Origin of the sequence: Salinigranum sp. (genome assembly GCF_041641895.1) — an archaeon.
In the GTDB taxonomy this organism is placed as follows: domain Archaea; phylum Halobacteriota; class Halobacteria; order Halobacteriales; family Haloferacaceae; genus Salinigranum.
In genome coordinates this window covers 1-20,460 of record NZ_JBEPXO010000073.1, presented here as the reverse complement: position 1 = coordinate 20,460, position 20,460 = coordinate 1, and the positions used below count along the sequence as shown (strand labels likewise).

At 69.2% G+C, this 20,460-nt stretch carries 21 protein-coding genes; 7 read left to right on the top strand and 14 right to left on the bottom strand.

All coding sequences use genetic code 11. The features are described 5' to 3' along the window. The 3 genes from metX to ACESK5_RS14730 form a co-directional block, all read right to left on the bottom strand. The coding region (gene metX / locus ACESK5_RS14740; protein WP_372912342.1) for a homoserine O-acetyltransferase at window positions 1-1,139 on the bottom strand (1,139 nt) is incomplete at its 3' end. Next, the gene (locus ACESK5_RS14735; protein ID WP_372912341.1) at window positions 1,136-2,419 is read right to left on the bottom strand and encodes an O-acetylhomoserine aminocarboxypropyltransferase/cysteine synthase family protein; all 1,284 of its coding nucleotides are present in this window, start codon (window positions 2,417-2,419) and stop codon (window positions 1,136-1,138) included. The genes metX and ACESK5_RS14735, both read right to left, overlap by 4 nt. A gap of 148 nt (window positions 2,420-2,567) precedes the next feature. After that, window positions 2,568-3,080: a hypothetical protein gene (locus ACESK5_RS14730; protein WP_372912340.1), complete on the bottom strand. Its 513-nt coding sequence runs from the start codon at window positions 3,078-3,080 to the stop codon at window positions 2,568-2,570. A 303-nt stretch (window positions 3,081-3,383) separates the two neighbouring features. On the opposite strand from ACESK5_RS14730, the gene ligA reads away from it, so the two are divergent. Together ligA and ACESK5_RS14720 are read left to right on the top strand one after the other, a co-directional pair. After that, on the top strand, window positions 3,384-5,492 hold the full coding sequence (gene ligA / locus ACESK5_RS14725) for an NAD-dependent DNA ligase LigA (protein WP_372912339.1): 2,109 nt from the start codon (window positions 3,384-3,386) through the stop codon (window positions 5,490-5,492). An 84-nt stretch (window positions 5,493-5,576) separates the two neighbouring features. Next, window positions 5,577-5,717 (top strand): hypothetical protein, encoded by a 141-nt coding sequence (locus ACESK5_RS14720; protein WP_372912338.1) that lies wholly within the window; start codon window positions 5,577-5,579, stop codon window positions 5,715-5,717. Window position 5,718: 1 nt separating this feature from the next. Here the strand turns inward: ACESK5_RS14720 and ACESK5_RS14715 are convergent, their stop codons facing one another. From ACESK5_RS14715 to ACESK5_RS14705, 3 genes are all read right to left on the bottom strand, one after another. Beyond that, a complete protein-coding gene (locus ACESK5_RS14715; protein WP_372912337.1) occupies window positions 5,719-6,639 on the bottom strand; it encodes an ABC transporter permease in 921 nt (306 codons plus the stop codon). Then, window positions 6,636-7,601 carry an ATP-binding cassette domain-containing protein gene (locus tag ACESK5_RS14710; RefSeq protein WP_372912336.1) on the bottom strand — a complete coding sequence of 322 codons (966 nt, stop codon included), beginning with the start codon at window positions 7,599-7,601 and terminating at the stop codon, window positions 6,636-6,638. Before ACESK5_RS14710 ends, ACESK5_RS14715 begins: the two co-directional genes overlap by 4 nt. Window positions 7,602-7,670: 69 nt before the next feature. Continuing rightward, on the bottom strand, window positions 7,671-7,979 hold the full coding sequence (locus ACESK5_RS14705) for a hypothetical protein (protein WP_372912335.1): 309 nt from the start codon (window positions 7,977-7,979) through the stop codon (window positions 7,671-7,673). A gap of 217 nt (window positions 7,980-8,196) precedes the next feature. On the opposite strand from ACESK5_RS14705, the gene ACESK5_RS14700 reads away from it, so the two are divergent. Together ACESK5_RS14700 and ACESK5_RS14695 are read left to right on the top strand one after the other, a co-directional pair. Beyond that, window positions 8,197-8,694 carry a hypothetical protein gene (locus tag ACESK5_RS14700; protein WP_372912334.1) on the top strand — a complete coding sequence of 166 codons (498 nt, stop codon included), beginning with the start codon at window positions 8,197-8,199 and terminating at the stop codon, window positions 8,692-8,694. A 124-nt stretch (window positions 8,695-8,818) separates the two neighbouring features. Further along, the gene (locus ACESK5_RS14695; RefSeq protein ID WP_372912333.1) at window positions 8,819-10,555 is read left to right on the top strand and encodes an excinuclease ABC subunit C; all 1,737 of its coding nucleotides are present in this window, start codon (window positions 8,819-8,821) and stop codon (window positions 10,553-10,555) included. Here the strand turns inward: ACESK5_RS14695 and ACESK5_RS14690 are convergent. Both ACESK5_RS14690 and mdh read right to left on the bottom strand, forming a co-directional pair. Continuing rightward, on the bottom strand, window positions 10,552-11,499 hold the full coding sequence (locus ACESK5_RS14690) for a CPBP family intramembrane glutamic endopeptidase (protein ID WP_372912332.1): 948 nt from the start codon (window positions 11,497-11,499) through the stop codon (window positions 10,552-10,554). The genes ACESK5_RS14695 and ACESK5_RS14690 overlap by 4 nt on opposite strands. A gap of 64 nt (window positions 11,500-11,563) precedes the next feature. Further along, window positions 11,564-12,487 (bottom strand): malate dehydrogenase, encoded by a 924-nt coding sequence (mdh, locus tag ACESK5_RS14685; RefSeq protein ID WP_372912331.1) that lies wholly within the window; start codon window positions 12,485-12,487, stop codon window positions 11,564-11,566. A 193-nt stretch (window positions 12,488-12,680) separates the two neighbouring features. On the opposite strand from mdh, the gene ACESK5_RS14680 reads away from it, so the two are divergent. Next, the gene (locus ACESK5_RS14680) at window positions 12,681-13,394 is read left to right on the top strand and encodes an Sjogren's syndrome/scleroderma autoantigen 1 family protein (protein ID WP_372912330.1); all 714 of its coding nucleotides are present in this window, start codon (window positions 12,681-12,683) and stop codon (window positions 13,392-13,394) included. Continuing rightward, window positions 13,391-13,783 carry a universal stress protein gene (locus tag ACESK5_RS14675; RefSeq protein WP_372912329.1) on the top strand — a complete coding sequence of 131 codons (393 nt, stop codon included), beginning with the start codon at window positions 13,391-13,393 and terminating at the stop codon, window positions 13,781-13,783. Before ACESK5_RS14680 ends, ACESK5_RS14675 begins: the two co-directional genes overlap by 4 nt. Here ACESK5_RS14675 and ACESK5_RS14670 read toward each other — a convergent pair whose 3' ends face one another. The 4 genes from ACESK5_RS14670 to ACESK5_RS14655 all read right to left on the bottom strand — a co-directional run bounded on the left by ACESK5_RS14670 (window position 13,784) and on the right by ACESK5_RS14655 (window position 18,670). After that, the gene (locus ACESK5_RS14670; RefSeq protein ID WP_372912328.1) at window positions 13,784-16,405 is read right to left on the bottom strand and encodes a DEAD/DEAH box helicase; all 2,622 of its coding nucleotides are present in this window, start codon (window positions 16,403-16,405) and stop codon (window positions 13,784-13,786) included. An 81-nt stretch (window positions 16,406-16,486) separates the two neighbouring features. Next, window positions 16,487-16,663 (bottom strand): hypothetical protein, encoded by a 177-nt coding sequence (locus tag ACESK5_RS14665; protein ID WP_372912327.1) that lies wholly within the window; start codon window positions 16,661-16,663, stop codon window positions 16,487-16,489. Between the two features lie 94 nt (window positions 16,664-16,757). Further along, window positions 16,758-17,822 (bottom strand): Brp/Blh family beta-carotene 15,15'-dioxygenase, encoded by a 1,065-nt coding sequence (locus tag ACESK5_RS14660; RefSeq protein ID WP_372912326.1) that lies wholly within the window; start codon window positions 17,820-17,822, stop codon window positions 16,758-16,760. After that, entirely contained in the window at window positions 17,819-18,670 is an 852-nt protein-coding gene (locus ACESK5_RS14655) for a lycopene cyclase domain-containing protein (RefSeq protein WP_372912325.1), read from the bottom strand. The genes ACESK5_RS14660 and ACESK5_RS14655 overlap by 4 nt, the downstream gene beginning before the upstream one ends. 218 nt (window positions 18,671-18,888) lie before the next feature. Here ACESK5_RS14655 and ACESK5_RS14650 point away from each other — a divergent pair, with 218 nt between their 5' ends. Further along, on the top strand, window positions 18,889-19,629 hold the full coding sequence (locus ACESK5_RS14650; RefSeq protein WP_372912324.1) for a bacteriorhodopsin: 741 nt from the start codon (window positions 18,889-18,891) through the stop codon (window positions 19,627-19,629). 95 nt (window positions 19,630-19,724) lie between these two features. Here ACESK5_RS14650 and ACESK5_RS14645 read toward each other — a convergent pair whose 3' ends face one another. Both ACESK5_RS14645 and ACESK5_RS14640 read right to left on the bottom strand, forming a co-directional pair. Continuing rightward, window positions 19,725-19,967 carry a ferredoxin gene (locus ACESK5_RS14645; RefSeq protein WP_372912323.1) on the bottom strand — a complete coding sequence of 81 codons (243 nt, stop codon included), beginning with the start codon at window positions 19,965-19,967 and terminating at the stop codon, window positions 19,725-19,727. A gap of 114 nt (window positions 19,968-20,081) precedes the next feature. Continuing rightward, a complete protein-coding gene (locus tag ACESK5_RS14640) occupies window positions 20,082-20,432 on the bottom strand; it encodes a hypothetical protein (protein WP_372912322.1) in 351 nt (116 codons plus the stop codon). Between the last annotated feature and the right edge of the window lie 28 nt (window positions 20,433-20,460).

The following is a 20,460-nucleotide window of genomic DNA, read 5'->3' as shown; positions in this document are numbered from 1 at the left end:
GCCGTGTCGTGGATGGCGCTCCCCGCGAGTCCCTCCCTGAGGAAGTCCTTCAGGGGTGGGCCGACCTTCTCGGGTTCGACGAGGAACGCGTCGTGGCCGTGGTCCGAGTCGACGACGTGGTGTGCCACGGGGACGTCCGAGGTGCGGAACGCCTCGGCGACGTCCTCGCTCTGAGCGACGGTGAAGTGCCAGTCGCCCGTGAACGAGAGCAGGAGCGTCTCGCCCTCGAAGGCGGCGACGGCGGCCGCGTCGGACTCGTACCCCTCCGAGAGGTCGTAGTCGTCCATCGCGCGCGTGAGATAGAGGTAGGAGTTGGCGTCGAACCGCTTCGTGAACTTCTCGGCCTGGTAGTCGAGGTACGACTCGACGTCGCGGTACGGGAAGAAGGAGGCTGCGGGGTCGACGGGGAACGTGTCCCGGATGGCGTCTCTGCCCGCCGACCGACGGCCGAACTTCTGTGCCATCGACGACTTCGAGAGGTACATGACGTGCCCAATCTGTCGGGCGAGGGCGAGGCCGTCCCTCGGTTCCTCGTCGCCGTAGTAGTCGCCCCCGTCCCAGTTCGGGTCCGTGGTGATGGCGCGACGGGCGATAGCGTCGAGCGCGAGACACTGGGGGTCGAGGCGGGCGGCCGTCGCGACGGGCGCGATGCGGTCGACGTCGTCGGGGAACGCGACGACCCAGTCGAGGACGTTCATGCCGCCGACCGACCCCCCGACGACGGCGTGCAGCCGGCCGACGCCGAGTTCGTCGAGGAGAGCACGCTGGGCGTTCGTCCAGTCTCTCACCGTGACGGGCGGGAAGTCCGTCCCCCACGGTTCGCCCTCGGGGTCGTCGCTCGGGGGGCCGTCGGTGCCGTAACACGAACCGGGGACGTTCGCGCAGACGACGTAGTACCGTTTCGTGTCGATGGCCTTGCCGGGACCGACGATGTCGTCCCACCACGCGCGGGCCTGACCGGCGGTGCCTTGCGTCTGACGTCCGGAGACGTGCTGACTGCCGGTGAGCGCGTGGCAGACGAGGACCGCGTTGTCCCCGTCGAACTCGCCGTACGTCTCGTAGGCGACGGTGAACTCGTCGATGACGTCGCCGCACTGGAACTCGAACCGGCCGATTGAGGTGCGGTCGCGGGTCGTCACGTCCGACTCACCACCCGTTCGATGCCCTGGTCGAGATCCGCGACGATGTCCGCCGCGTCCTCGATACCGACGGAGAGTCGGAGCATGTCGGGAGCGACGCCCGCCGCGCGCTGTTCGTCGGCGCTCAACTGTGCGTGTGTCGTCGACGCGGGGTGGATGATCAACGTCTTGGCGTCGCCGATGTTCGCGAGGAACGACGCGAGGTCGACCGACTCACAGAGCGCCCTGCCCGCCTCGTACCCCCCGTCGAGGCCGAACGTCACCATGCCGCCGTAGCCGCCGTCGAGATACTCGCTCGCGAGGGCGTGCGTCTCGTGTCGCTCCAGACCGGGATACGACACCCACGCCACGTCGGGGTGGTCGTCGAGGAAGTCCGCGACCTGTGCCGCGTTCTCACAGTGTTTCTCCATCCGAAGCGGGAGGGTCTCGAGACCCTGGAGCGTCACCCAGGCGTCGAACGGCGACTGCTGGTTCCCCAGCGACCGGACGGCGCGCTGGCGAGCGCACTCGGCGAAGGCGCGGTCACCGAACCGTTCGGAGAAGTCGACGCCGAAGGCGGGGTTCTCGCCGGCGAGTTCGGGATACTTCTCGGTCGCGTCCCACGGGAACGTGCCGCCGTCGACGAGCACGCCCCCCACCGTCGTCCCCGACCCGTGGAGCCACTTCGTGGTCGATTCCCAGACCACGTCTGCGCCGTGTTCGAGCGGGCGACACAGGGCGGGCGTGGCGAACGTGTTGTCGACGACGAGCGGCGCCTCGTGGGCGTGGGCGACGTCGGCGATGGCGTCGAAATCGGGCGTCCGCAGCGAAGGGTTCGCGATGGTCTCGACGTGGACGTAGGCGGTGTCCTCGTCGACGGCGTCCGCGTACGCGGAGACGTCGAGCGTGTCGACGACGCGAGTCTCGATTCCTCTCCTTGAGGCCATCTTCGAGAGGTACGTCGCGGTGCCGCCGTACATATCCGCGGAGGCGACGACGTTGTCGCCGCTCTCGGCGAGGATGCTCGTCGCCGAGTCGAGCGCCGCCATCCCTGCGGCGGTGGCGACGGCGTCGGTTCCCCCCTCGAGTGCCGCCATCCGTCGCTCGAGGACGCGCGTCGTCGGGTTCGCGATGCGCGAGTAGACGTAGCCGTCCTCTTCTAAGGCGTAGAGGTCGGCCGCGTGGTCGGCGTCGTCGAAGACGTAGGAACTGGTCTGGTAGAGCGGTGGGGCGCGAGCACCCGTCGCCGGGTCCGGCCGCTGTCCGGCGTGGAGGCTCCGGGTGTGGAAGCCACGGGTCATGTATACTACGCATATTTCTCGAATCTCTTATAACCCGTAGTTACGGCAAGGCCTGCTGTCGTTCGCCGGGTCGTCGGAGAGGACGGCTCCGTCGCTCGATGTCGAGGGTGTGTGTGCCGTGTGGACGAACCACGCGGGCCGCGCGAGACTACCCGAGTCGTCTGCGGGCCGCACCGACGACGCCTGCGAGGAGAGAGAGCACGCCGAGGGCGGCGGCGGCCCGACTGCCGAGTCGGGCGGTCCGCCGCTGGAGCGTGTCCGTCCGGTGGTCGACGGCCTCGGTCACGAGCGCGCGGTACGTCTCTCGCTCGGCGTCGTAGAGGGCGTAACAGCCCGTCCCGCGGGCGACGTGGTCGCTCGGGAAGAAGAACGGCCCGTCGGCGTCCGCCTCGCGTTCGACGGTGTACGAGCCGTTCGCCTCGGCGCGGCGGACGTCCGCGAGCGCCGCCGACGAGAGGTCCGCCCGGTCGACGACGAAGTCTTCGGACTCGACCGACTCGTCCGGGAGGTCGGCGACGGCGTCCGCACAGAAGCCGTCCGTCGGCGTTCGGTACCGGTAGTCGCGGTCCCAGTCGGCGGTGACGAAGTCGACGAACGGGAGGGCGAAGGCCGTCGCGAGGAGGACGAACCCGAGGAGTGCGAGACGGGTGGACCGACGCATCGTCGGGGAGTCGTCGGGTAGTGGGCAAGTGTCTTCCGGGAGACGGAGTGGGCACCTCCGTGCGCGAGACCGGGGGGAGGTGTGCGGTCGCGGTCTCACCGTGTCCGTGTGTCGCGCGGGCGTGTCCGCACTCACCGCGGGTAGCCGCCAGCCATACGCGTACCGCCCGATTCGTGCGCGTCGAGCCCGACGAGCGGAGCGGACACCGCTCGGAACGACCCCCTGTCGACGGACGCCGAACACCACCCGGACACGGAGCACACATCCCGGACCATTTACTCCCGTCCCGCCAATGCCCTACCGATGACAGAGGGCGAACTCGAGTTCGACGCCGACAGCCCCTATCTGAGAGACCCCCCGACGGAGTTCACGCCGGTCGACGAACTCACGCGCGAGGCGGCCGAGGAACAGGCCGAACAGCTCCGCGAGGCCATCCGCGAACACGACCGCCGGTACTACCTCGAGGCGGACCCGCTCGTCGCCGACCGGACGTACGACGTGCTGTTCGACCGACTGTCGACGCTGGAGGAGGCGTTCGACCTCGCGAGCGCCGACTCGCCCACCCAGCGCGTCGGTGGCGAACCGGTGGACGAACTCGAGACGGTCGAACACGTCGCGCCGATGCTCTCCATCGACCAGTCCGTCGAGGAGGAGGACGTCCGGGCGTTCGACCGGCGCGTCCGCGACGCCGTCGGCGACGTCACGTACGTCTGTGAACCGAAGTTCGACGGCCTCTCGGTCGAAGTCGTCTACGAGGACGGCTCCTTCCAGCGAGCCGCCACCCGGGGCGACGGGCAGAAGGGAGACGACGTGACGGCGCAGGTCCGAACGGTCCGGTCGGTACCCCTGCGTCTCCGGGGCGACCCGCCGGAGACGCTGGCCGTCCGCGGCGAGGTGTACATGCCGCGAGACGCCTTCACACGGCACAACCGCGAGCGGGTCGAAGCGGGAGAGGAGCCGTTCGCGAACCCCCGCAACGCGGCCGCAGGGACGCTCCGTCAACTCGACCCCTCGGTCGTCGCGGACCGGCCGCTCGCGTGTTTCTTCTACGACGTCATGGCCGCGAGCGACGGGGCGGAGCCGGAGACCCAGACCGAGGCACTGGCGCGGTTCGCCGACTGGGGACTCCCCGTCGCGGACCGGGTGGAGGCGGTCGACGACGTCGCGGACGCCATCGAGTACCGGAACGACCTGATGGCCGACCGCGACGACCTGAACTACGAGGTGGACGGGACGGTCATCAAGGTCGACAGCCGGGACGCCCGCGAGGAACTCGGCGCCACCGCCCGCGCGGTCCGGTGGGCGTTCGCCTACAAGTTCCCCGCCCGTCGAGAGGCCACGACGGTGGAGGACATCGTGGTGCAGGTCGGCAGGACGGGGAGACTGACCCCGGTGGCCCTCCTCGACCCCGTCGACGTCGGCGGCGTCACGGTGTCGCGGGCGACGCTCCACAACCCCGACGAGATCGCCAGCCTCGGCGTCGACGTCGGCGACCGGGTCCGCGTCAAGCGCGCGGGCGACGTGATCCCACACGTCGACGAGGTGGTCGAGAAACGCTCCGACAGCGTCTTCGCGTTCCCCGACACCTGCCCCATCTGCGACAGCCCCGTCGAGCGCGACGGCCCGCTCGCGTTCTGTACCGGCGGCCTCGCCTGTGAGGCACAGCTAGAGCGCGCCATCGAGCACTACGGCTCGCGGAAGGGTCTCGACATCGAGGGACTGGGCGGAGAGCGCGTCGCACAGCTCGTCGACGAGGGACTCGTCGGCGGACTGGCGGACCTCTACCGCCTCTCCGTGGCGGACCTCGCCGCGCTGGAGGGGTGGGGCGAACGCAGCGCCGAGAAACTCCTCGGCGAGGTCGACGACGCGCGAGAACCCCCGCTCGACGCGTTCCTCGCGGCGCTCGGCATCCCGGAGGTGGGCGAGTCGACGGCGCGGAACGTCGCCCGGGAGTTCGCGTCCGTCGACGCGCTCCCGCTCGCCGACGACGCCGACTTCGACGCCTTCGAGGAACGACTCCAGACCGTCCCGGACGTCGGTCCGACGGTGGCCCACCACGTCCGAGAGTTCTTCGAGAACCCCGAGAACCGCGTCGCTATCACGGACCTCCTGGACGAAGTCGACCCACAGGACGTCGAGGTCGACGACGGCGACGCGCCGCTGGACGGACTGACGTTCGTCTTCACCGGGTCGCTCTCGGTCTCGCGGTCGGCGGCGAGCGACCTGGTCGAACGACACGGCGGCCGCGTCACCTCGTCGGTGAGTTCGAACACCTCCTACCTCGTGGTCGGCGACTCGCCGGGGCAGAACAAGCGCGACGACGCCGAGGCGAACGAGGTACCCCAGCTCTCCGAAGCGGAGTTCGAGACCGTGTTGTGCGAGCACGGGGTCGCGTACCCGCCCGAGACGTGACTCCGGGCCGGATATTAATCGCCTAATATGGCCTAGCTACACCGGCGACAAGCCTTATCTTCACGCACGCTCCGGTGTGCAACGATGGCAACGAAACAGCCGGCTTCGAACGAGACGGCACCGAGCGCGTACCGATGTCCCAGATGTAGCGGCGCCCTCGCGTGCGTCGATGGGACCTGGAGCTGTACCGACTGTCGGTACGTCCCCGCCCACGGCGCGGACTAGACTAGAGGTCCTGGTCGCGGAAGCTCCAGTAGCCGAGCACCGGCGGGACGACGACCCACGCTAAGAGGACGGCGAAGATGAACGGTCCCGTGAGGTAGACGGGCAGCGACTCCTGCAGGATGGGGCCGGCCTGCGCCTGGGTGAAGAACCCCTCCTTGACCAGCCGTGCCTGGACCGGGTCGCCGAAGTACACCTCGGCGACCAGCGTCTCGTACGCCCGGAGGGGGTTGAGGTACTTCACCAGGAGACGGAGTTTGACCGAGAGCGCCCCTGAGAGCGGCTCGACGCCCGGGAGTCGTTTCGCAATCTCGGTGAGCAGTTGCGGGAACCCCCGGGCGACGAACGACCACAGCAGCGCGAAGAGGAAGTACATCCCCAGCGTGCCCAGCGTGGCCTGCCGCCCCGAGTCGGCCGAGGCGGAGACGCCGACGCCGATGGAGACGAACGCGACGGCGAGGAGCGCGGTGAGCGCGACCTGTGGGAAGAAGTGCCCGGGGACGATTCGGGTGCCCGTCGCGAGGAGCGCGACGAGCGCGATGAGGAACCCGACGAGCGCCGGAATGACGACGACGGCACTCCGGCCGGCGATCTTCCCGGCGATGACGTCCCGGCGGGCGTGGGGGAGCGACAGGAGGAGCTTCAGCGTGCCCGACTCCCGTTCGTCGACGATGGCCCCGTAGGAGCTGATGAGCGCGATGAACGCCAGGGCGAACGCGAGAAAGCCCGTGTACGAGAAGGAGAGGAAGCCCGAGGCGAACAGACCGAACAGGGAGTCGGAGGTGGCGTCGGGTCCACCGAGGTACGCGTAGAAGAGGGTGGTCGTCCCGCCGAAGAACAGGAGGAAGAACGCCGAGAGCCCCCAGAGCCACCGCGAGCGGATGGCGTCCTCGAAGTCCTTCTGGGCGACGGCCTGCCAGCTCATGTCCGGACCTCCGTGTCGGCGTCCGTCGCGGCCCCGACGCCGTCGTCCGCAGGGTCAGCCGCCTCGTCGGTGTAGCTGAGGAAGAGGTCTTCGAGCGACGCCTCCTCGGTCTTGAAGTCCTCGACCGTCACGCCGGCGGCTTCGAGCGTGCTGATGACGCGCGTCTTCGCGTCGCTCGAACAGGAGACGGTGAGCGTGTCGCGTTCGAGCGCGGCGTCGTCGACGCCGTCGACGTCGCGGACGGCGTCGACGGCACCGTCCACCGCGCCGCTGACGGTGACGACCAGTCGGGTGTCGCCGCCGCGGGCGTCGCGCAGTCCCTCGATGCTGTCCTGCGCGACGAGTTCTCCCTCGCGGAGGATGCCGACGCGGTCACAGACGGCCTCGACCTGTCCGAGGACGTGGCTCGAGAAGAAGACGGTCGTCCCCCGGTCTGCCTCGTCGCGGACGATGTCGCGCATCTCCTTCGCGCCCGCGGGGTCCAGCCCCGAGGAGGGTTCGTCGAGGATGAGCAGGTCGGGGTCGCCGACGAGCGCCATCCCGAGGACGAGCCGCTGACGCATCCCCTTCGAGTACTCGTCCGCGCGGCGGTCGGCGGCGTCGGCGATACCGACCCGTTCGAGCACCGCCTCGGCGTCGACCGTGACCCCCTTCGAGCGGGCGGCGAACTCGACGTGTTTCCGCCCGGTGAGCCGGGTGTACACGTCGTAGCCTTCGGGGAGGACGCCCGTGCGGCGACGGACGGCGACGCTGTCGGCCTGCGCGTCCATCCCCAGGACGCGGACGCGCCCGGAGGAGGGTCTGACGAAGTCCAGGAGCATGTTGATGGTCGTCGACTTCCCCGCGCCGTTGGGACCGAGGAACCCGTACACTTCGCCTTCTTCGACCTGGAGGGAGAGGTCGTGAACGGCGGTGACGTCGCCGAACCGTTTCGTCACCCCGTCGAGTTCGATGGCGGCCATGAGGTGGCCTTGTCCCACCACGGAATAAAGGGTTTAGGTCCCAGTGTCAGGGCCGACCCCGCTCGGCGGTCAGACCTCCTCGTCGGGGTCGTATCGGTCGCGCATCCGGTCGACCTCTGCCGCGTAGCGCTCGCGGTTCTGGGCGTCGACGGAGGTGAGTTGCGCCGGGTCGACGTCGGTGGCGGCGGTGATGCGGGTCCCGCGCTGGTGTAGCACGGTCGCCGCCATCTCCTTGCGGAGCGCGCGCTCGCCGTCGGGCGTCGCGTAGACGAACGTGATGAGGTTGCGGTCGTCGTAGGAACGCTCGACCAGCCAGACCCGGACGTCGTCGGTGTCCGTGTCGGCCGCGTCGGAGGCCGAGGAGTCGCCGTCGGTCATAGCGGCGTTTCGGGACGCGGGGTTAAACAGACTGGCATGTCAGGAGGGAAGGACGCCCACGAACCCGGGCCGGACGGGCAGTCGCGACCTGTTCGGCTGCCTGTGACTGGATCTGCCGCTCGTGACGCAGTCGGTCACTAGTGCTCGTGTCAGCGAGAGGGATTTACCGACGCAGTTTGGCTGGAACTTAATACTGTGGCCGTGCATCGGTATCGTGATGGGGGAGAACAGCGACAGCGGGGGACCCACAGGCGTACTGACGAACCGAAGACGACAGCTCGTCCTCAGCCAGCTGCAGCAACACGAGTCGATGACGCTCCGCGACCTCGCGGAGCAAATCGCGGTCAACGACATGCAGACCGACATCGAGTCGCTCAGCGAGGAGGCCATCGACGAGGTGGAAATCGCGCTCCACCACGTCCACACGCCCAAACTGTCCGAGGCCGGCTACGTCGAGTACGACCCACACAGCCAGATCGTCTCGTTGACCGACCCCGGACGACGCGCGTCTCTCGAGACCGAGTGCGACCGGGTCGGGCCGGCGACGTCCGACCGGATATCCGTCAACCTCCGGTCGGAGACGGTCGACCGGCTCCACGAACTCATCCGCCGCGACGAGCGGTTCGACGGGCGGATGGACTACGACGACGTCATCGCGGAGGTCCTCTCGGACGCTCCCACCGGGGTCGGTCAGGAGAACGAAGAGGCGCAGTAACGGTCCGGCCCCACCGCTCGCCGGGACACGTTCGACCGAGAGCGGTGCCGCCGTGCCGACGGACGCGAACGCCCAGCGACTCCGACGCGAAACCTCAAAGCCCGTCCGTCGACTAGCGGGCGGCGTGGAGCCGAACGAGGTCCGAGCACGGGCGGACGACCTGCCGCGGAGTCCCGGAGTGTACCAGTTCCTCGCCGGGGACACCACGCTGTACGTCGGGAAGGCGGTCGACCTCGGGAGTCGGGTCCGATCGTACGCCGACCCGCGGGGGGAGCGCATCCGGCGGATGGTCGCCGCGGCGGAGACGGTCGACGTCGCGGTCACGGAGACCGAGACGCAGGCGCTCCTGCTCGAAGCGAACCTGATCAAGCGCCACCAGCCGCGGTACAACGTCCGGTTGAAGGACGACAAGTCGTACCCGCTCGTCCAGTTGACCGACCACGCAGTCCCGCGCATCGAGGTGACACGCGACCCCGAACCCGGCGCGACGGTGTTCGGCCCGTACACCGACAAAGGGCGGGTCGAGACGGTCGTGAAGGCCATCCGGGAGACGTACGGCCTCCGGGGCTGCTCGGACCACAAGTACAGCGGTCGGGACCGCCCCTGTCTCGACTACGAGATGGGTCTCTGTTCTGCGCCGTGTACCGGTGAGATTAGCGAGGACGCCTACGGCGAGGACGTCGAGTCGGCGGTCAGATTCTTCGAGGGCGAGACGGGCGTCCTCGCCGACCCCCTCTCCCGGGAGATGGAGGCCGCGGCGCAGGAACGGGAGTTCGAGCGCGCGGCGCACCTCCGCGACCGGTTGTCGGTGGTCGAGACGTTCCACGGCGGGGGCGAAGAGGCGGTCAGTAGCCGCCGCGACGAGCGGACCGTGGACGTCCTCGGGGCGAGCGTCGAGGGTGACCGGGCGGTCGTCGCTCGCCTCCACGCCGAACGGGGTCAACTCGTCGACCGGTCGCGGCACCGACTCGACGCGCCCGAGGGGAGCGACGCGGCCGCGGCGGCGCTGTTCAGCGCGTTCCTCACACAGTACTACGCCGAGCGCGCACTGCCCGACGCCGTGTTGCTCTCGGAGCGACCGGACGACGAGGACGTCGTGGCCTGGCTCGAAGCCGAGGGTGTCGCGGTCAGAGTACCGGGGAGCGGCCGGGAGGCGAAACTGGTCGAACTGGCGCTGAAGAACGCCCGTCGAACCGACGGCGAACCGGACAGCGTGGGCGAACTCGGCGCGGCGCTCTCGATGCCGCGGCCGGAACGCATCGAGGGGTTCGACGTGAGCCACGCGCAGGGCCGGGCCGTCGTCGGCAGCGACGTCTGTTTCGTCGGCGGCGACTCCGACACCGCCTCCTACCGGCGGAAGAAGCTCTCGGAGGGCAACGACGACTACCTGCACATGCGCGAACTCGTCGCGTGGCGCGCCCGACGGGCCGTCGAGGGGCGGGACGACCGGCCCGATCCCAACCTGCTCCTCGTCGACGGTGGCCGCGGGCAGTTAGAGGCCGCTCGCGTCGCCCTCGACGAGGTGGGATGGGACGTACCGGTGGTGGCGCTCGCGAAAGAGGAGGAGGTGGTGGTGACGGCCGAACGCACGTACGACTGGCCGGCGGACCACCCCGGCCTCCACCTCCTCCAGCGCGTGCGCGACGAGGCGCACCGCTTCGCGGTGCAGTACCACCAGACCCTCCGCGACGACGTCTCGACCGTTCTCGACGACATCGACGGTGTCGGGCCGGCCACGCGCCGAAAGCTCCTCCGGCGGTTCGGCAGCGTCGACGCCGTCCGGACCGCCTCCCTGGAAGACCTCACCGACGTCCCCGGCGTGGGAGTGAAGACGGCGCGGACGCTCAAGGAACGGCTCTAGACCGACGCCAGTCGGTCGGGGGCGAGAAGCAACCACGCCGCGAGCAGCGCCCACGGGACCACGACGACGAGTCCGGTGACCGTCGGACCGAGGAGGAGCGACGGGGGCGACTGCGAGACCACCAGTCCGATGCCGCCGACGGCGTTGATGGCACCGTGGCCGAGCGCGGCGGGCCACACGCTCTCCGAGCGGAGGGTCACCCAGGCGAGGAACGTCCCCGTCGCCGTCGTCATCGCGACCATCGCGAGCATACCGGTCCAGGGCGAGCCGGGGTAGCCGACGCCGTAGTTGTACCCCATGGCGACGACCGGCCAGTGCCAGACGCCCCAGACGACGCCCACGAGGACGACGGCGGGCCGTGCGCCGAGCGGGAGCAGTTTCGGGAGGAGGTAGCCGCGCCAGCCGAACTCCTCACCGACCGCGAAGACGGTGTTGATGGCCGGACCGACCGTGAGCGCCGCGGCGAGTTGAACGACGACGACCAGTTCGGGCGACAGCGGCGCGTCGGCCGGCAGGACCGACCGGACGGTCGAGAGCGTGGGGTCGAACCGCGCGGGGAACGCGACGAAGTAGAGACCGACGCCGACGAGCGTGAGCGCGGCCGGCGCGACCCACGCGAGGAGGTACGTCCCGATGGCCGCGGGGAGATTCGGTCGGAGCACGCGCTTCGCCCCGTCGAACCCCTCGGCCGTCAGGAGTCGCGTCAGCAGGTGTGCGACCGCGGGGGCGAACATGTACCCCGTCGCGAGGAGGACCGTGGCGAGCGAGAGGCCCGCGACGAGCGGTGGACTGTCGCGGAGGCCGCCCGTCGCGGCGATGACGCCGCCGACGGTCCACGCGAGGCCGAACGCCAGGAGAGAGAAGACGAGGACGCGACGGCGCTCGAACCGCGAGGAGGGAGCGGCGGTGAAGGGCGTGCTCGTGTGGGCGGGTGGCGAGGACATGGGCACGGCTACACGCGTGTGCGACGGTGAAAAACGTGGGTGCGTCGTCGCGGCGCGGTGTCGCTCAGAGGTCGGCCGTCATCTTCTCGTACTGCGTCGAGAGCTTCTCGGAGGCTTCCGCCAGGAGGTCGGCCTCGTAGTCGTCGAGGTCCCACTCGACGACCTCCTCGACGCCGTTCGCGCCGAGTTTGACGGGGACGCCGAACGCCGTGTCCGACTGCCCGAACTCGCCGTCGAGTTTGACAGAACCGGGGAGGACCGCACCCGTGTCCCGGAGGACAGCCTCCGTCATGTGGGCGACGCCCGTCGCCGGGCCCCACTGGGTCGCTCCCTTGCGGGAGATGACGTCCATCGCGGACTCCTGGAGGTCCGAGAGAATCTCCTCGCGCTCGTCGTCGGAGAACGACGGGTCCGCACCGTCGACGCGGACCTTCGAGAAGACGGGGACCTGCGCGTCGCCGTGCTCGCCGAGGATGGTCGCCTCGACGTTCTTCACGGGGACGTCGAAGCGCTCCGAGAGGACGTAGCGGAAGCGCGCGGAGTCGAGCCGTCCGCCGAAGCCGATGACCTTCTCCCGGGCGCGGTCACCGACCTCGTAGAGGTGTCGGTTGAGCAGGTCGACGGGGTTCGAGGTGGTGATGGAGACGAAGTCGTCGTTGTACTCGGCGAGCGAGTCGTGGATGTCCTGCATGATGGGCGCGTTGTCGCCCGCGAGGTCGATACGGGTCTGCCCCTCCTTCCGGGGGATGCCCGCCGTGATGACGACGACGTCGGAGCCCTCGGTCGCCTCGTACCCACCCTGAACGACGCGCGTGTTCGAGTCGTAGGCGATGCCGTGGTTCGTGTCGGCGGCCTGGCCGACCGTCTTGTCCTCCATCTTCGGGATGTCGACGAGAACCAGTTCGTCACAGATGTCCCGAAGGGCGATGTTGTACCCGGCCGCGGCGCCGACAGTACCGGCGGCACCGACCACGCTAACTTTCGTCATACCGTTTCGAAGCCTCTCGGGATTCCGATTAAACGCTTCGGAACGGCCGAACCGACCGAACGGGACGGACTCGTCGAACTCGTCGAACTCGTCGGACTCGTCGGACGAGCCGAGCCAGTCGCCCGGACGCGTCTCCGGGGGTCGTCTCGCCGTCCCCGGTGGGTTTTTCGACGCGAGTCGCATGGGTGGACGTATGAGCGACTTCGACAAGGAGGCGGAGCGACAGAAGCTCCGGGAGAAGTTCGAGAAGGACCGCGAGAAGCGCAAGGAGACCGAGCGGATGAGCCAGCTCCTCCTGCAGGGCGCGACGATGACGAACCGACACTGCGACACCTGCGGCGACCCGCTCTTTCGCTACCAGGGACAGGTGTTCTGTGCGACGTGCGAAGGACGGGCACAGGCGGCCGAAGCCGAAGCCGAGGCCGAGGCCGGAGAGGAGCAGGCACAGCAGACACAGCAGGCGCAGGCACCGAACACGGCAGCGCAGCCACCGGAGACGGAGGCCGGCGCGGACGCCTCGACAGGGGAGACGGGCCGGACGGCTCCCGACCCCGCCGACGAGGCCACCGCTGACGGGGTCAGCGCGCTCGACGCGGACGCCGCCGGCCACCCGGCGCCCCGGGCCGACAGCGGACGTGGTGAGGGGCAGGCACGGGAGGCCGACGCGAGGGCACGCGAGCGTCCGGAGATGACCACGCGTGCGCCGTCACCGGGAACGACGGCGACCGGGTCGCGGACGGACGACGACGCCGACGGAATCGCCGCGGCCTACGCGTCGCTCGTGCGGATCCTGACTCACCACGCACAGCAGGCCGAGGCGGCCGACGGCCCGCGGCGGGCGACGGACCACCTGACCGCGGCGCGCGAAGCCGCCGAAGCGCTCGCCGCACTCGACCGAGGCCGATGAGACGGGTCCTCGTTCCCGTCGACGGCAGTCAGCCGAGTTTCGACGCGCTCGACTTCGCCCTGGACGTCGCGGCGCGGTTCGACGCCAGCGTCCACGTCGTCCACTTCTCGAACCAGGAGACCGACGCCACGGAGGCCATCATCGAACGGGCCAGAGAGCACGTCGACGCGTCGGACCTCGTAGACACCCCGACGGTCGAACTGGTCGACCTGGCGGTCTGGACCGACTCGGGAGTCGGCAAGGCCATCGTGCAGTACGCTCAGGAAGAGGAGTACGACCACGTCGTGATGGGCCATCACGGCTCCGGGGCGGTCGAACGGGCCATCCTCGGGAGCGCCGCCGAGGCGGTGGTACGGGCCAGCGCGCTCCCGGTGACGGTCGTCCCGTAGCTACTCTGAACCGTCGGCGTCTGCTTCGCCGTCGGCCGCGTTCGCGCTCTCGTCGGCCGCGTCCTCGCCGTCGCTCTCGTCGTACGCGTAGTCGCTCCCGACGACTTCGCGGATGCGCTGTGCGGTCTTGGCGCCGACGCCTCTGACGTCCTGGAGGTCCGCCTCCGTCGCGGTCATCACCGCCTCGACGCTGCCGAAGTGAGCGAGCAGCGACTGTGCCGTGACGGGGCCGACGTCGGCGATGGCGCCGACGACGTACTCCTGCTGTTCGTCGAGCGTCTTCGCCGCCTTCTCGCCGTGGACGCTCACCGCCCGGTCGCGTTCGGTCTGTTCGCGGGAGGCGAGAGTCGCGAGGAGTTCGGTGGTGTCGGTCTCGTCTCGGGTGTGGAGCACGCTCACGCCGAAGTCGACGGCGAGCGACGCGATGGCCCCACGGATGGCGCCGGGGTGGATGTTCCGCTCCTCGTAGAGGCCGTCTCCCTCGATGAGTACCACCGGGCGCGCGTAGTGTCGGGACATGTCGCGGGCCTGCCCGAACAGCGAGCGGTCGCCGCCGGTGAGCGTGTCGAGGAAGTCCGAGACGGTCTTGCGTTCGACGACGACCCGATCCGAGCAGACGTAGTCGCCGACCGCGAGCGTCTCCAGGCGTGTCCTGACGCCGTCGCGCGTCGAAAGGTCGCGAGCGATGGTCGAGTCGAGTTCGCGCTGGTCGACGACCACCTCGACGACGTCTTCGTCCCCGGAGTCGGCAGTCGCGACCGTTCCCGACGGGTCGTCGCCGTCGTCCGCGTTCGCAGCCGAGTCCTCGTCGGCCGACGACGCGAAGTCGGTCAGCGACGAGTCGCGGGCGCTCCCGCCGTTGGCGGCCGGCGACGCCTGCGCCTCTCGCGTCGCGCCTCCGGCGTCGGAAGCGGCCCCGCCACTGGCGTCCTCGGCGTCGGTCCCGGCCTCGGCCCGGGCCCCGGCGTCCCCGTCCCCGCCACCGTCGGCGTCGGCGTCGGCGTCGGTCCCCCCGGCACCGTCTGCCTCGCCGTCCCCCTCGAACGCGTCGAGCGTCGTCTCCGCCAGTTCGCGTTCGAGTTCGTCGGCGACACCTTTCAGATCGCGGAGTTCGTCTTCCATCTCCCGTTCGCGCCGCCGGGAAATCCAGAAGAACGCTTCGTCCCGCGTGTCCTCTGCGAGGAGGACGACGACGCGCCCCTCCGCCTGCCGTCCGGTTCGCCCCTTGCGCTGGATGGACCGGATGGCGGTCGGGACCGGTTCGAAGAAGAGCACGAGGTCGACCTCCGGGACGTCCAGCCCCTCTTCGGCGACGGACGTGGAGACGAGCACCTCGAACTCGCCGGCGCGAAAGTCGTCGAGCGTCTCCTGCTGTTCCCGCTGGGTCATTCCCTCCGACCCATCCGTGTCCGACTGCCCGACGAACTTGCGGACGTGGAACGACTCCGCGAGGAAGTCGACGAGCGCCTCCGCCGTGTCCCGGGACTCGGTGAAGACGATGACGCGCTCGCCGCCGCCGATGCCCAGCGTCTCCGCGAGGAGGATGCGCGTCCGGGAGAACTTGGGGTGGATGCCGTCGTACGACTCCGCCTCGCGCATCGCCTTCCGGACTTTGGGTTCGGAGACGAGTCGCTGGCTCGCCTTCGACGCGCCCGAGGAGCGGGCGGCGTTGCGCTGGCGCTCGAAGTAGCGGCGGACCGACTCCACCGACTGGGTCTCGACGAGTTCGACCGCCCGGCGGAGCTTCATCACCTCCGCGTGAATCGACATCCCCTGGTACCCCTCCGACTTCCCGGCGTTGATGAGCTTCTGGAGGTCCGCCCGCATCCCGTTGAGTTCCTTCTGGGAGAGGTCTGGCGACGTCTTCTTCGTCACGCCGAGTTCCTTCAGTTTCTCGAGACGGTCGGAGACGACGTCGTTGAGCAGGTCACGGATGGCGAGCACCTCGTCGGGCAGTTGAATCCGCTTCCACTCCACCTCGGTGTCGTGGGTGTAGTCGGCGACGTCGCTGTCCTCGTCCGTCATCACCTCGACGTTCGAGAGCCCGAGGTTCTCACACACCTGGAGGATGGCCTCCTTGTCGCCGCCGGGGGAGGCGGACATCCCCGTCACCAGCGGGTGGTCGGCGTCCGCGAGGTAGCGCTCCGCGATGTAGACGTACGAGTAGTCGCCCGTCGCGCGGTGGCACTCGTCGAAGGTGAGGTGTGTCACCCCCGAGAGCGAGATGCGGTTGCCGATGAGGTCGTTCTCGACCACCTGTGGAGTGGCGACGACCACCCGTGCCTCGTCCCAGAGGGCTGCCCGGTCGTCGGGGCGGACCTCGCCGGTGAAGACGACGACGTCGTCCTCGGGGATGGAGAGCGCCTCGCGGTAGAAGTCGGCGTGCTGCTGGACGAGCGGCTTCGTCGGCGCGAGCATCAGCGACGTCCCGCCGAGTTCGTGGAGCCGTTCGGCCGTCACCAGGAGGGAGACGGTCGTCTTCCCCAGGCCGGTGGGGAGACAGACGAGCGTGTTCTCGTCCATCGCGGCGTTCGCGAGGCTGAGCTGGTACCGGCGACGCTCGATGAACGACGGGGAGAGCAACGGGTGGTCGACGTACGCGTCCTCGGACGTGGCCGCCATCGCTCCCAGTTGCGCGCCTCGCCGGTTAAGCGTTGGCGAACCGTGGTGAAAGTGAAACCGAACGGTGGGCGAGGGAGCGAGTCACTGACCGTTCGACGGTGTCCTCGCGTCGGCCCAGCGGCCGGCGGCGTCGTCGCTCCGCTCCGCCGCGGACGGCGAGGGGTCCGCCTCCTCGCTGTCGTTGACCGCGTCCGGAACGGAGTCGCCGACGAGTTCGGCCCACTCGGCGACGTGGGACGGACGTGTATTGGGTGTCATGGCTCTCCTTCGAAGGGGGAGTTCTCCAACCGAGGATATAACAGTTGTGTCCAGTCTCACGAACCGGGAATAAACCCCGTCGGCGGTGGACGCCTCACCAGACCCCCTGTACGCGGTCCATCCAGGTGACGACGACGACGTGCGGGAGTGTGAGCGCGGCGATGCCGACGAGGTAGAGCGCGAGCAGGGCGTCGCTGTCGGCCAGCCCCGTCGGGGACGTCGGCACGGCGACTGCCAGGCCGACGAAGAGGAGGAGCGAGACGGCCGTCAGCGGCGCGGCGTCGCGGGCGAACCGCCGCAGCGCCGCGCCGGCGTCACCGTTCGTGAGCGCACCCTGTGCGTCGGGGTCGACGACGAGGAGGCGGGCGATGTGTCGGAGCGCGTGCCACAGCGTGAAGTAGAGACCGACGGCGAGGACCGGTGGGAGGAGGGCGAAGAAGACCCAGAGGAGGACGAGTTCGCCGGCGTCGGCGACCCACGGACTGGTCGCCGCACCCCGGCGCACGCGCCACGCACCGACGGCGAGGACGAGCAGGGTGGCCGCGAAGAGGCCGCCGCCGGCGACGAGTCGTGCGGTCGGGGTGAAGAACGGCGCGAGAGCGGTGGTTGGGCCGTCGAAGAGCACGACGAACGCGGCCACGACACGGCGGTAGGCGGCGGGGTGAAACGCCAGAGGCGCGAGCATCGGGAGGCCGCCGCGGACGACGAGCGCGAGTGCACGTTCGGCCCGTGTGGGGAGGTGTTCGGCGTCGAGGAGTGCGAGGAGCGCGTAGACGTCCCCCTGCCCCCAGTGGAACCAGGTGAGGACGATGAAGAAGGCGGCGGCCGAGACGGGGGCGACGAACCACCACGCGAGGTAGGCGCCACCGGCGACGAGGTAGAGGAGGCCGACGAGCGTCATCGAGCGGACCGCCCCCCCGCCGGCGGTGCGTGCGGGCGCGAGATGGTCGACGGCACCGTGCGGGAGGCCGAAGACGAGGACGCTCACGACGAACGGCAGGTAGCGAACGACGGGCGGGAGCAGCCCGACGAGCGGCGCGAGGAGGACGGCCGCGCCGAGCGCGAGCCACGACGGCCGAACCACGGCCCGCGAGAGCGTGCGACGGACCGGTGGAGGGAGCGACTCGGCGCCGACAGCAGCGAGGCGAGGACGACTCATCGGCCTCCGTCGACCGAGTCGTGGTCCTGTCCGGCCGGGTCCGGAGGCGAGACCCGGGTGGCGACCGGGTCTCTCTCGGGGCCGTCGGCCGCGTCGGGGTCGAGCGGTTCGTTCGCGTCGAGAACGAGTCGTCCCCAGCGGTGCATCACCCACTCGAAGAGCACCAGTCCCTGGACGACAAGGAGGTTCGTCACGAGGAAGAACGTGGCCTCCTCGAGCGGGAGGCCGAGGATGTAGACACCGAGCGTCTGTGTGCTGGAGATGGTCCACACGCCGAGACCGATGGCGACCCGGTCGGCGAACCAGAGATAGAGGGTGGGGACGGCGACAGCGACGGTCCACTCGTGACGCTGGCGGACGAGGTAGCCGCCGCCGACGGCCCACTGGAGCGCCAGGAGCGGGCCGGCCCACACCAGAATGGCCCCGAGGTAGTACCCCGACGTGGTGGTGAGGAGGACGCCCCCGGCCACGCTCAGTGCGAGGAATCCGACGCCACCGAGTAGTCGGGGAGGGAGTCGAGTGTCACGCTGCTCGAAGGCGGGCGAGAAGCCCATTGTGTAGAGGAACAGTCCGGAGAGCACTGGCTGGAGGACGAAGAAGAGGTACTCTTCGAGCGGGGCGGAACCGACGTAGGCGACGACAGTGCCCTCGCCGTACCACCAGACGCCCTGATCGATGAGGAAGTTGTCCCAGGGTGTGGTGTAGACCAGCGCGAGAGCCGTGATGCCGGTGAGGCCGGTGAGTGCCACGCGGCGGCGCCCGCGGGGGAGTGTCGGTGCGGCCCGGAAGAGCAACAGGAGCGGCGGGAGGATGAACACCAGGTGGAAACCGAGATAGGTGAGCCTCATCCGTCCCCACGAGCGGCCGTCGTCGAAGGGGTGGTCGTCATCACTCGAAGAGAGGGTGGGATTCGACGGGGATGAACTTCACGGCCGGCACGCCGTCGCCCGAACGCGGTATTTCAACGTTCTGGCCGGTAGCGGGCGCGACGAGGGGGAAACGTCCACATTTTTCCTCCCATCTGCCACCAAATATAAGTCGAGTTCATCCCTAGCGCCGAGTGGGTATGGCACAACCAGGCGCAGGCCTCGAATCGATAGCGCTGTGGATCGGCACGATCGGGATGACGCTCGGCACCCTGTACTTCATCGCACAGGGGTGGTCCGTACGTGACCCCGACCAGCAAGAGTACTACATCATCACCATCTTCATCCCCGCCATCGCGGCGGCGTCCTACTTCTCGATGGCCACCGGGTTCGGCCTCATCGAGGTGTCAGTCCAGGGGCTCGGGACGCTCGACATCTACTGGGCTCGCTACGCCGACTGGCTGTTCACGACGCCGTTGCTCCTGCTCGACCTCGCACTGTTGGCAGGCGCGGATCGGAACACGATCTATACCCTCATCGGGCTGGACGTGTTCATGATCGTCACGGGGCTCGTCGGCGCCCTGGCCACCGAGGGACAGCTGTTCCGCATCCTCTGGTGGGCGATCAGCACGGGCGCGCTCCTCGTGCTCCTGTACTTCCTGCTCGGCTCGCTGTCGGAGCAGGCCAGCCGGCAGTCCGGCGAAGTCGGGGCGCTGTTCAGTCGCCTCAGGAACTTGATACTCGTCCTCTGGTCGGCGTATCCGGTCGTCTGGATACTCGGGACCGAGGGCGGCTTCGCCATCATCCCGCTGGGCATCGAGACGGCGGCGTTCATGGTGCTCGACCTGGCGGCGAAGGTCGGCTTCGGGTTCATTCTGCTGCAGAGCCGTGACGTCCTCGGCGCGGCGAGCGCCACGGGCGCGTCGGCGACGGCAGACTGAACCGGAACGAAGACACGGGACGACCCGAAGGCGGACGGTCGCGGTTCGGTTTTTTCGAGGACCTCACCGACGGAGAGCGACGCGGCGACGCAACGTCAGACGACCTGTTCGCCGTCGTCGTCGAACAGTTTGATGGCGTCGACGGGGCAGACACGGGCGGCGAACTCGGCGTCGAACTCGGCGTCCTCGGGAACCTCGCGGACGAAGAGGTCCTCCTCCCGCTCCTCACTGTCCACGAGGTCGGCCTTCCCGTCGTCGAGGTTCTTCTCGAACGCCTCCCACTCGTCGACGCACTGGAACATCCCGATACACGTGTCGCGGTCGTACTCGATGTGCATGGCACCGGCTAGACGGGGCGTAGATATAGACGTGGCGCCGGCACGCACGGGCGCAGCGGGAGCGTCGGAGTCGAGGGGGAGGACCGGCTCCGGCCGAGCCGTCCGTCCCGACAGTCAGTACTCGTGGAACACGCGGCCGCAGTCCATACACTTGATCTTCGCGCTCCGGAACCAGGGTTTCGATTTGACGACCGGACCGTGACAGTCCGGACAGACACCGGTGGCGTTGTCGTCGGCGACCCGTGTCGAGAGGTCGAGTACCATACCCTCCAGTTCCTCGATACGTTCCTGCTGCTCCGTGACCTGCTCGCGGAGCGTCTCGACCGTCTCCTCGCGCTCGACGGCGGCCTCGACGTCGAGCGTCGCGTCGCCGTCGGCCGCGCGCTCGACGTCGTCCACCACCTCGGCGTCCGAGTCGGCAGTACTGGAGCGTTCTCGCTCGGTCGTCTCCTCCTCACTGCTCATACGAGTCAATTCGACCTGTCGATTGTTA

Coding starts and splice junctions, on each gene's coding strand:
- ACESK5_RS14735 (WP_372912341.1), bottom strand. CDS start 2,419: ATGACCCGTGGCTTCCACACCCGGAGCCTCCACGCCGGACAGCGGCCG.
- ACESK5_RS14730 (WP_372912340.1), bottom strand. CDS start 3,080: ATGCGTCGGTCCACCCGTCTCGCACTCCTCGGGTTCGTCCTCCTCGCG.
- ligA (WP_372912339.1), top strand. CDS start 3,384: ATGACAGAGGGCGAACTCGAGTTCGACGCCGACAGCCCCTATCTGAGA.
- ACESK5_RS14720 (WP_372912338.1), top strand. CDS start 5,577: ATGGCAACGAAACAGCCGGCTTCGAACGAGACGGCACCGAGCGCGTAC.
- ACESK5_RS14715 (WP_372912337.1), bottom strand. CDS start 6,639: ATGAGCTGGCAGGCCGTCGCCCAGAAGGACTTCGAGGACGCCATCCGC.
- ACESK5_RS14710 (WP_372912336.1), bottom strand. CDS start 7,601: ATGGCCGCCATCGAACTCGACGGGGTGACGAAACGGTTCGGCGACGTC.
- ACESK5_RS14705 (WP_372912335.1), bottom strand. CDS start 7,979: ATGACCGACGGCGACTCCTCGGCCTCCGACGCGGCCGACACGGACACC.
- ACESK5_RS14700 (WP_372912334.1), top strand. CDS start 8,197: ATGGGGGAGAACAGCGACAGCGGGGGACCCACAGGCGTACTGACGAAC.
- ACESK5_RS14690 (WP_372912332.1), bottom strand. CDS start 11,499: ATGTCCTCGCCACCCGCCCACACGAGCACGCCCTTCACCGCCGCTCCC.
- mdh (WP_372912331.1), bottom strand. CDS start 12,487: ATGACGAAAGTTAGCGTGGTCGGTGCCGCCGGTACTGTCGGCGCCGCG.
- ACESK5_RS14680 (WP_372912330.1), top strand. CDS start 12,681: ATGAGCGACTTCGACAAGGAGGCGGAGCGACAGAAGCTCCGGGAGAAG.
- ACESK5_RS14675 (WP_372912329.1), top strand. CDS start 13,391: ATGAGACGGGTCCTCGTTCCCGTCGACGGCAGTCAGCCGAGTTTCGAC.
- ACESK5_RS14670 (WP_372912328.1), bottom strand. CDS start 16,405: ATGGCGGCCACGTCCGAGGACGCGTACGTCGACCACCCGTTGCTCTCC.
- ACESK5_RS14665 (WP_372912327.1), bottom strand. CDS start 16,663: ATGACACCCAATACACGTCCGTCCCACGTCGCCGAGTGGGCCGAACTC.
- ACESK5_RS14660 (WP_372912326.1), bottom strand. CDS start 17,822: ATGAGTCGTCCTCGCCTCGCTGCTGTCGGCGCCGAGTCGCTCCCTCCA.
- ACESK5_RS14655 (WP_372912325.1), bottom strand. CDS start 18,670: ATGAGGCTCACCTATCTCGGTTTCCACCTGGTGTTCATCCTCCCGCCG.
- ACESK5_RS14650 (WP_372912324.1), top strand. CDS start 18,889: ATGGCACAACCAGGCGCAGGCCTCGAATCGATAGCGCTGTGGATCGGC.
- ACESK5_RS14645 (WP_372912323.1), bottom strand. CDS start 19,967: ATGCACATCGAGTACGACCGCGACACGTGTATCGGGATGTTCCAGTGC.
- ACESK5_RS14640 (WP_372912322.1), bottom strand. CDS start 20,432: ATGAGCAGTGAGGAGGAGACGACCGAGCGAGAACGCTCCAGTACTGCC.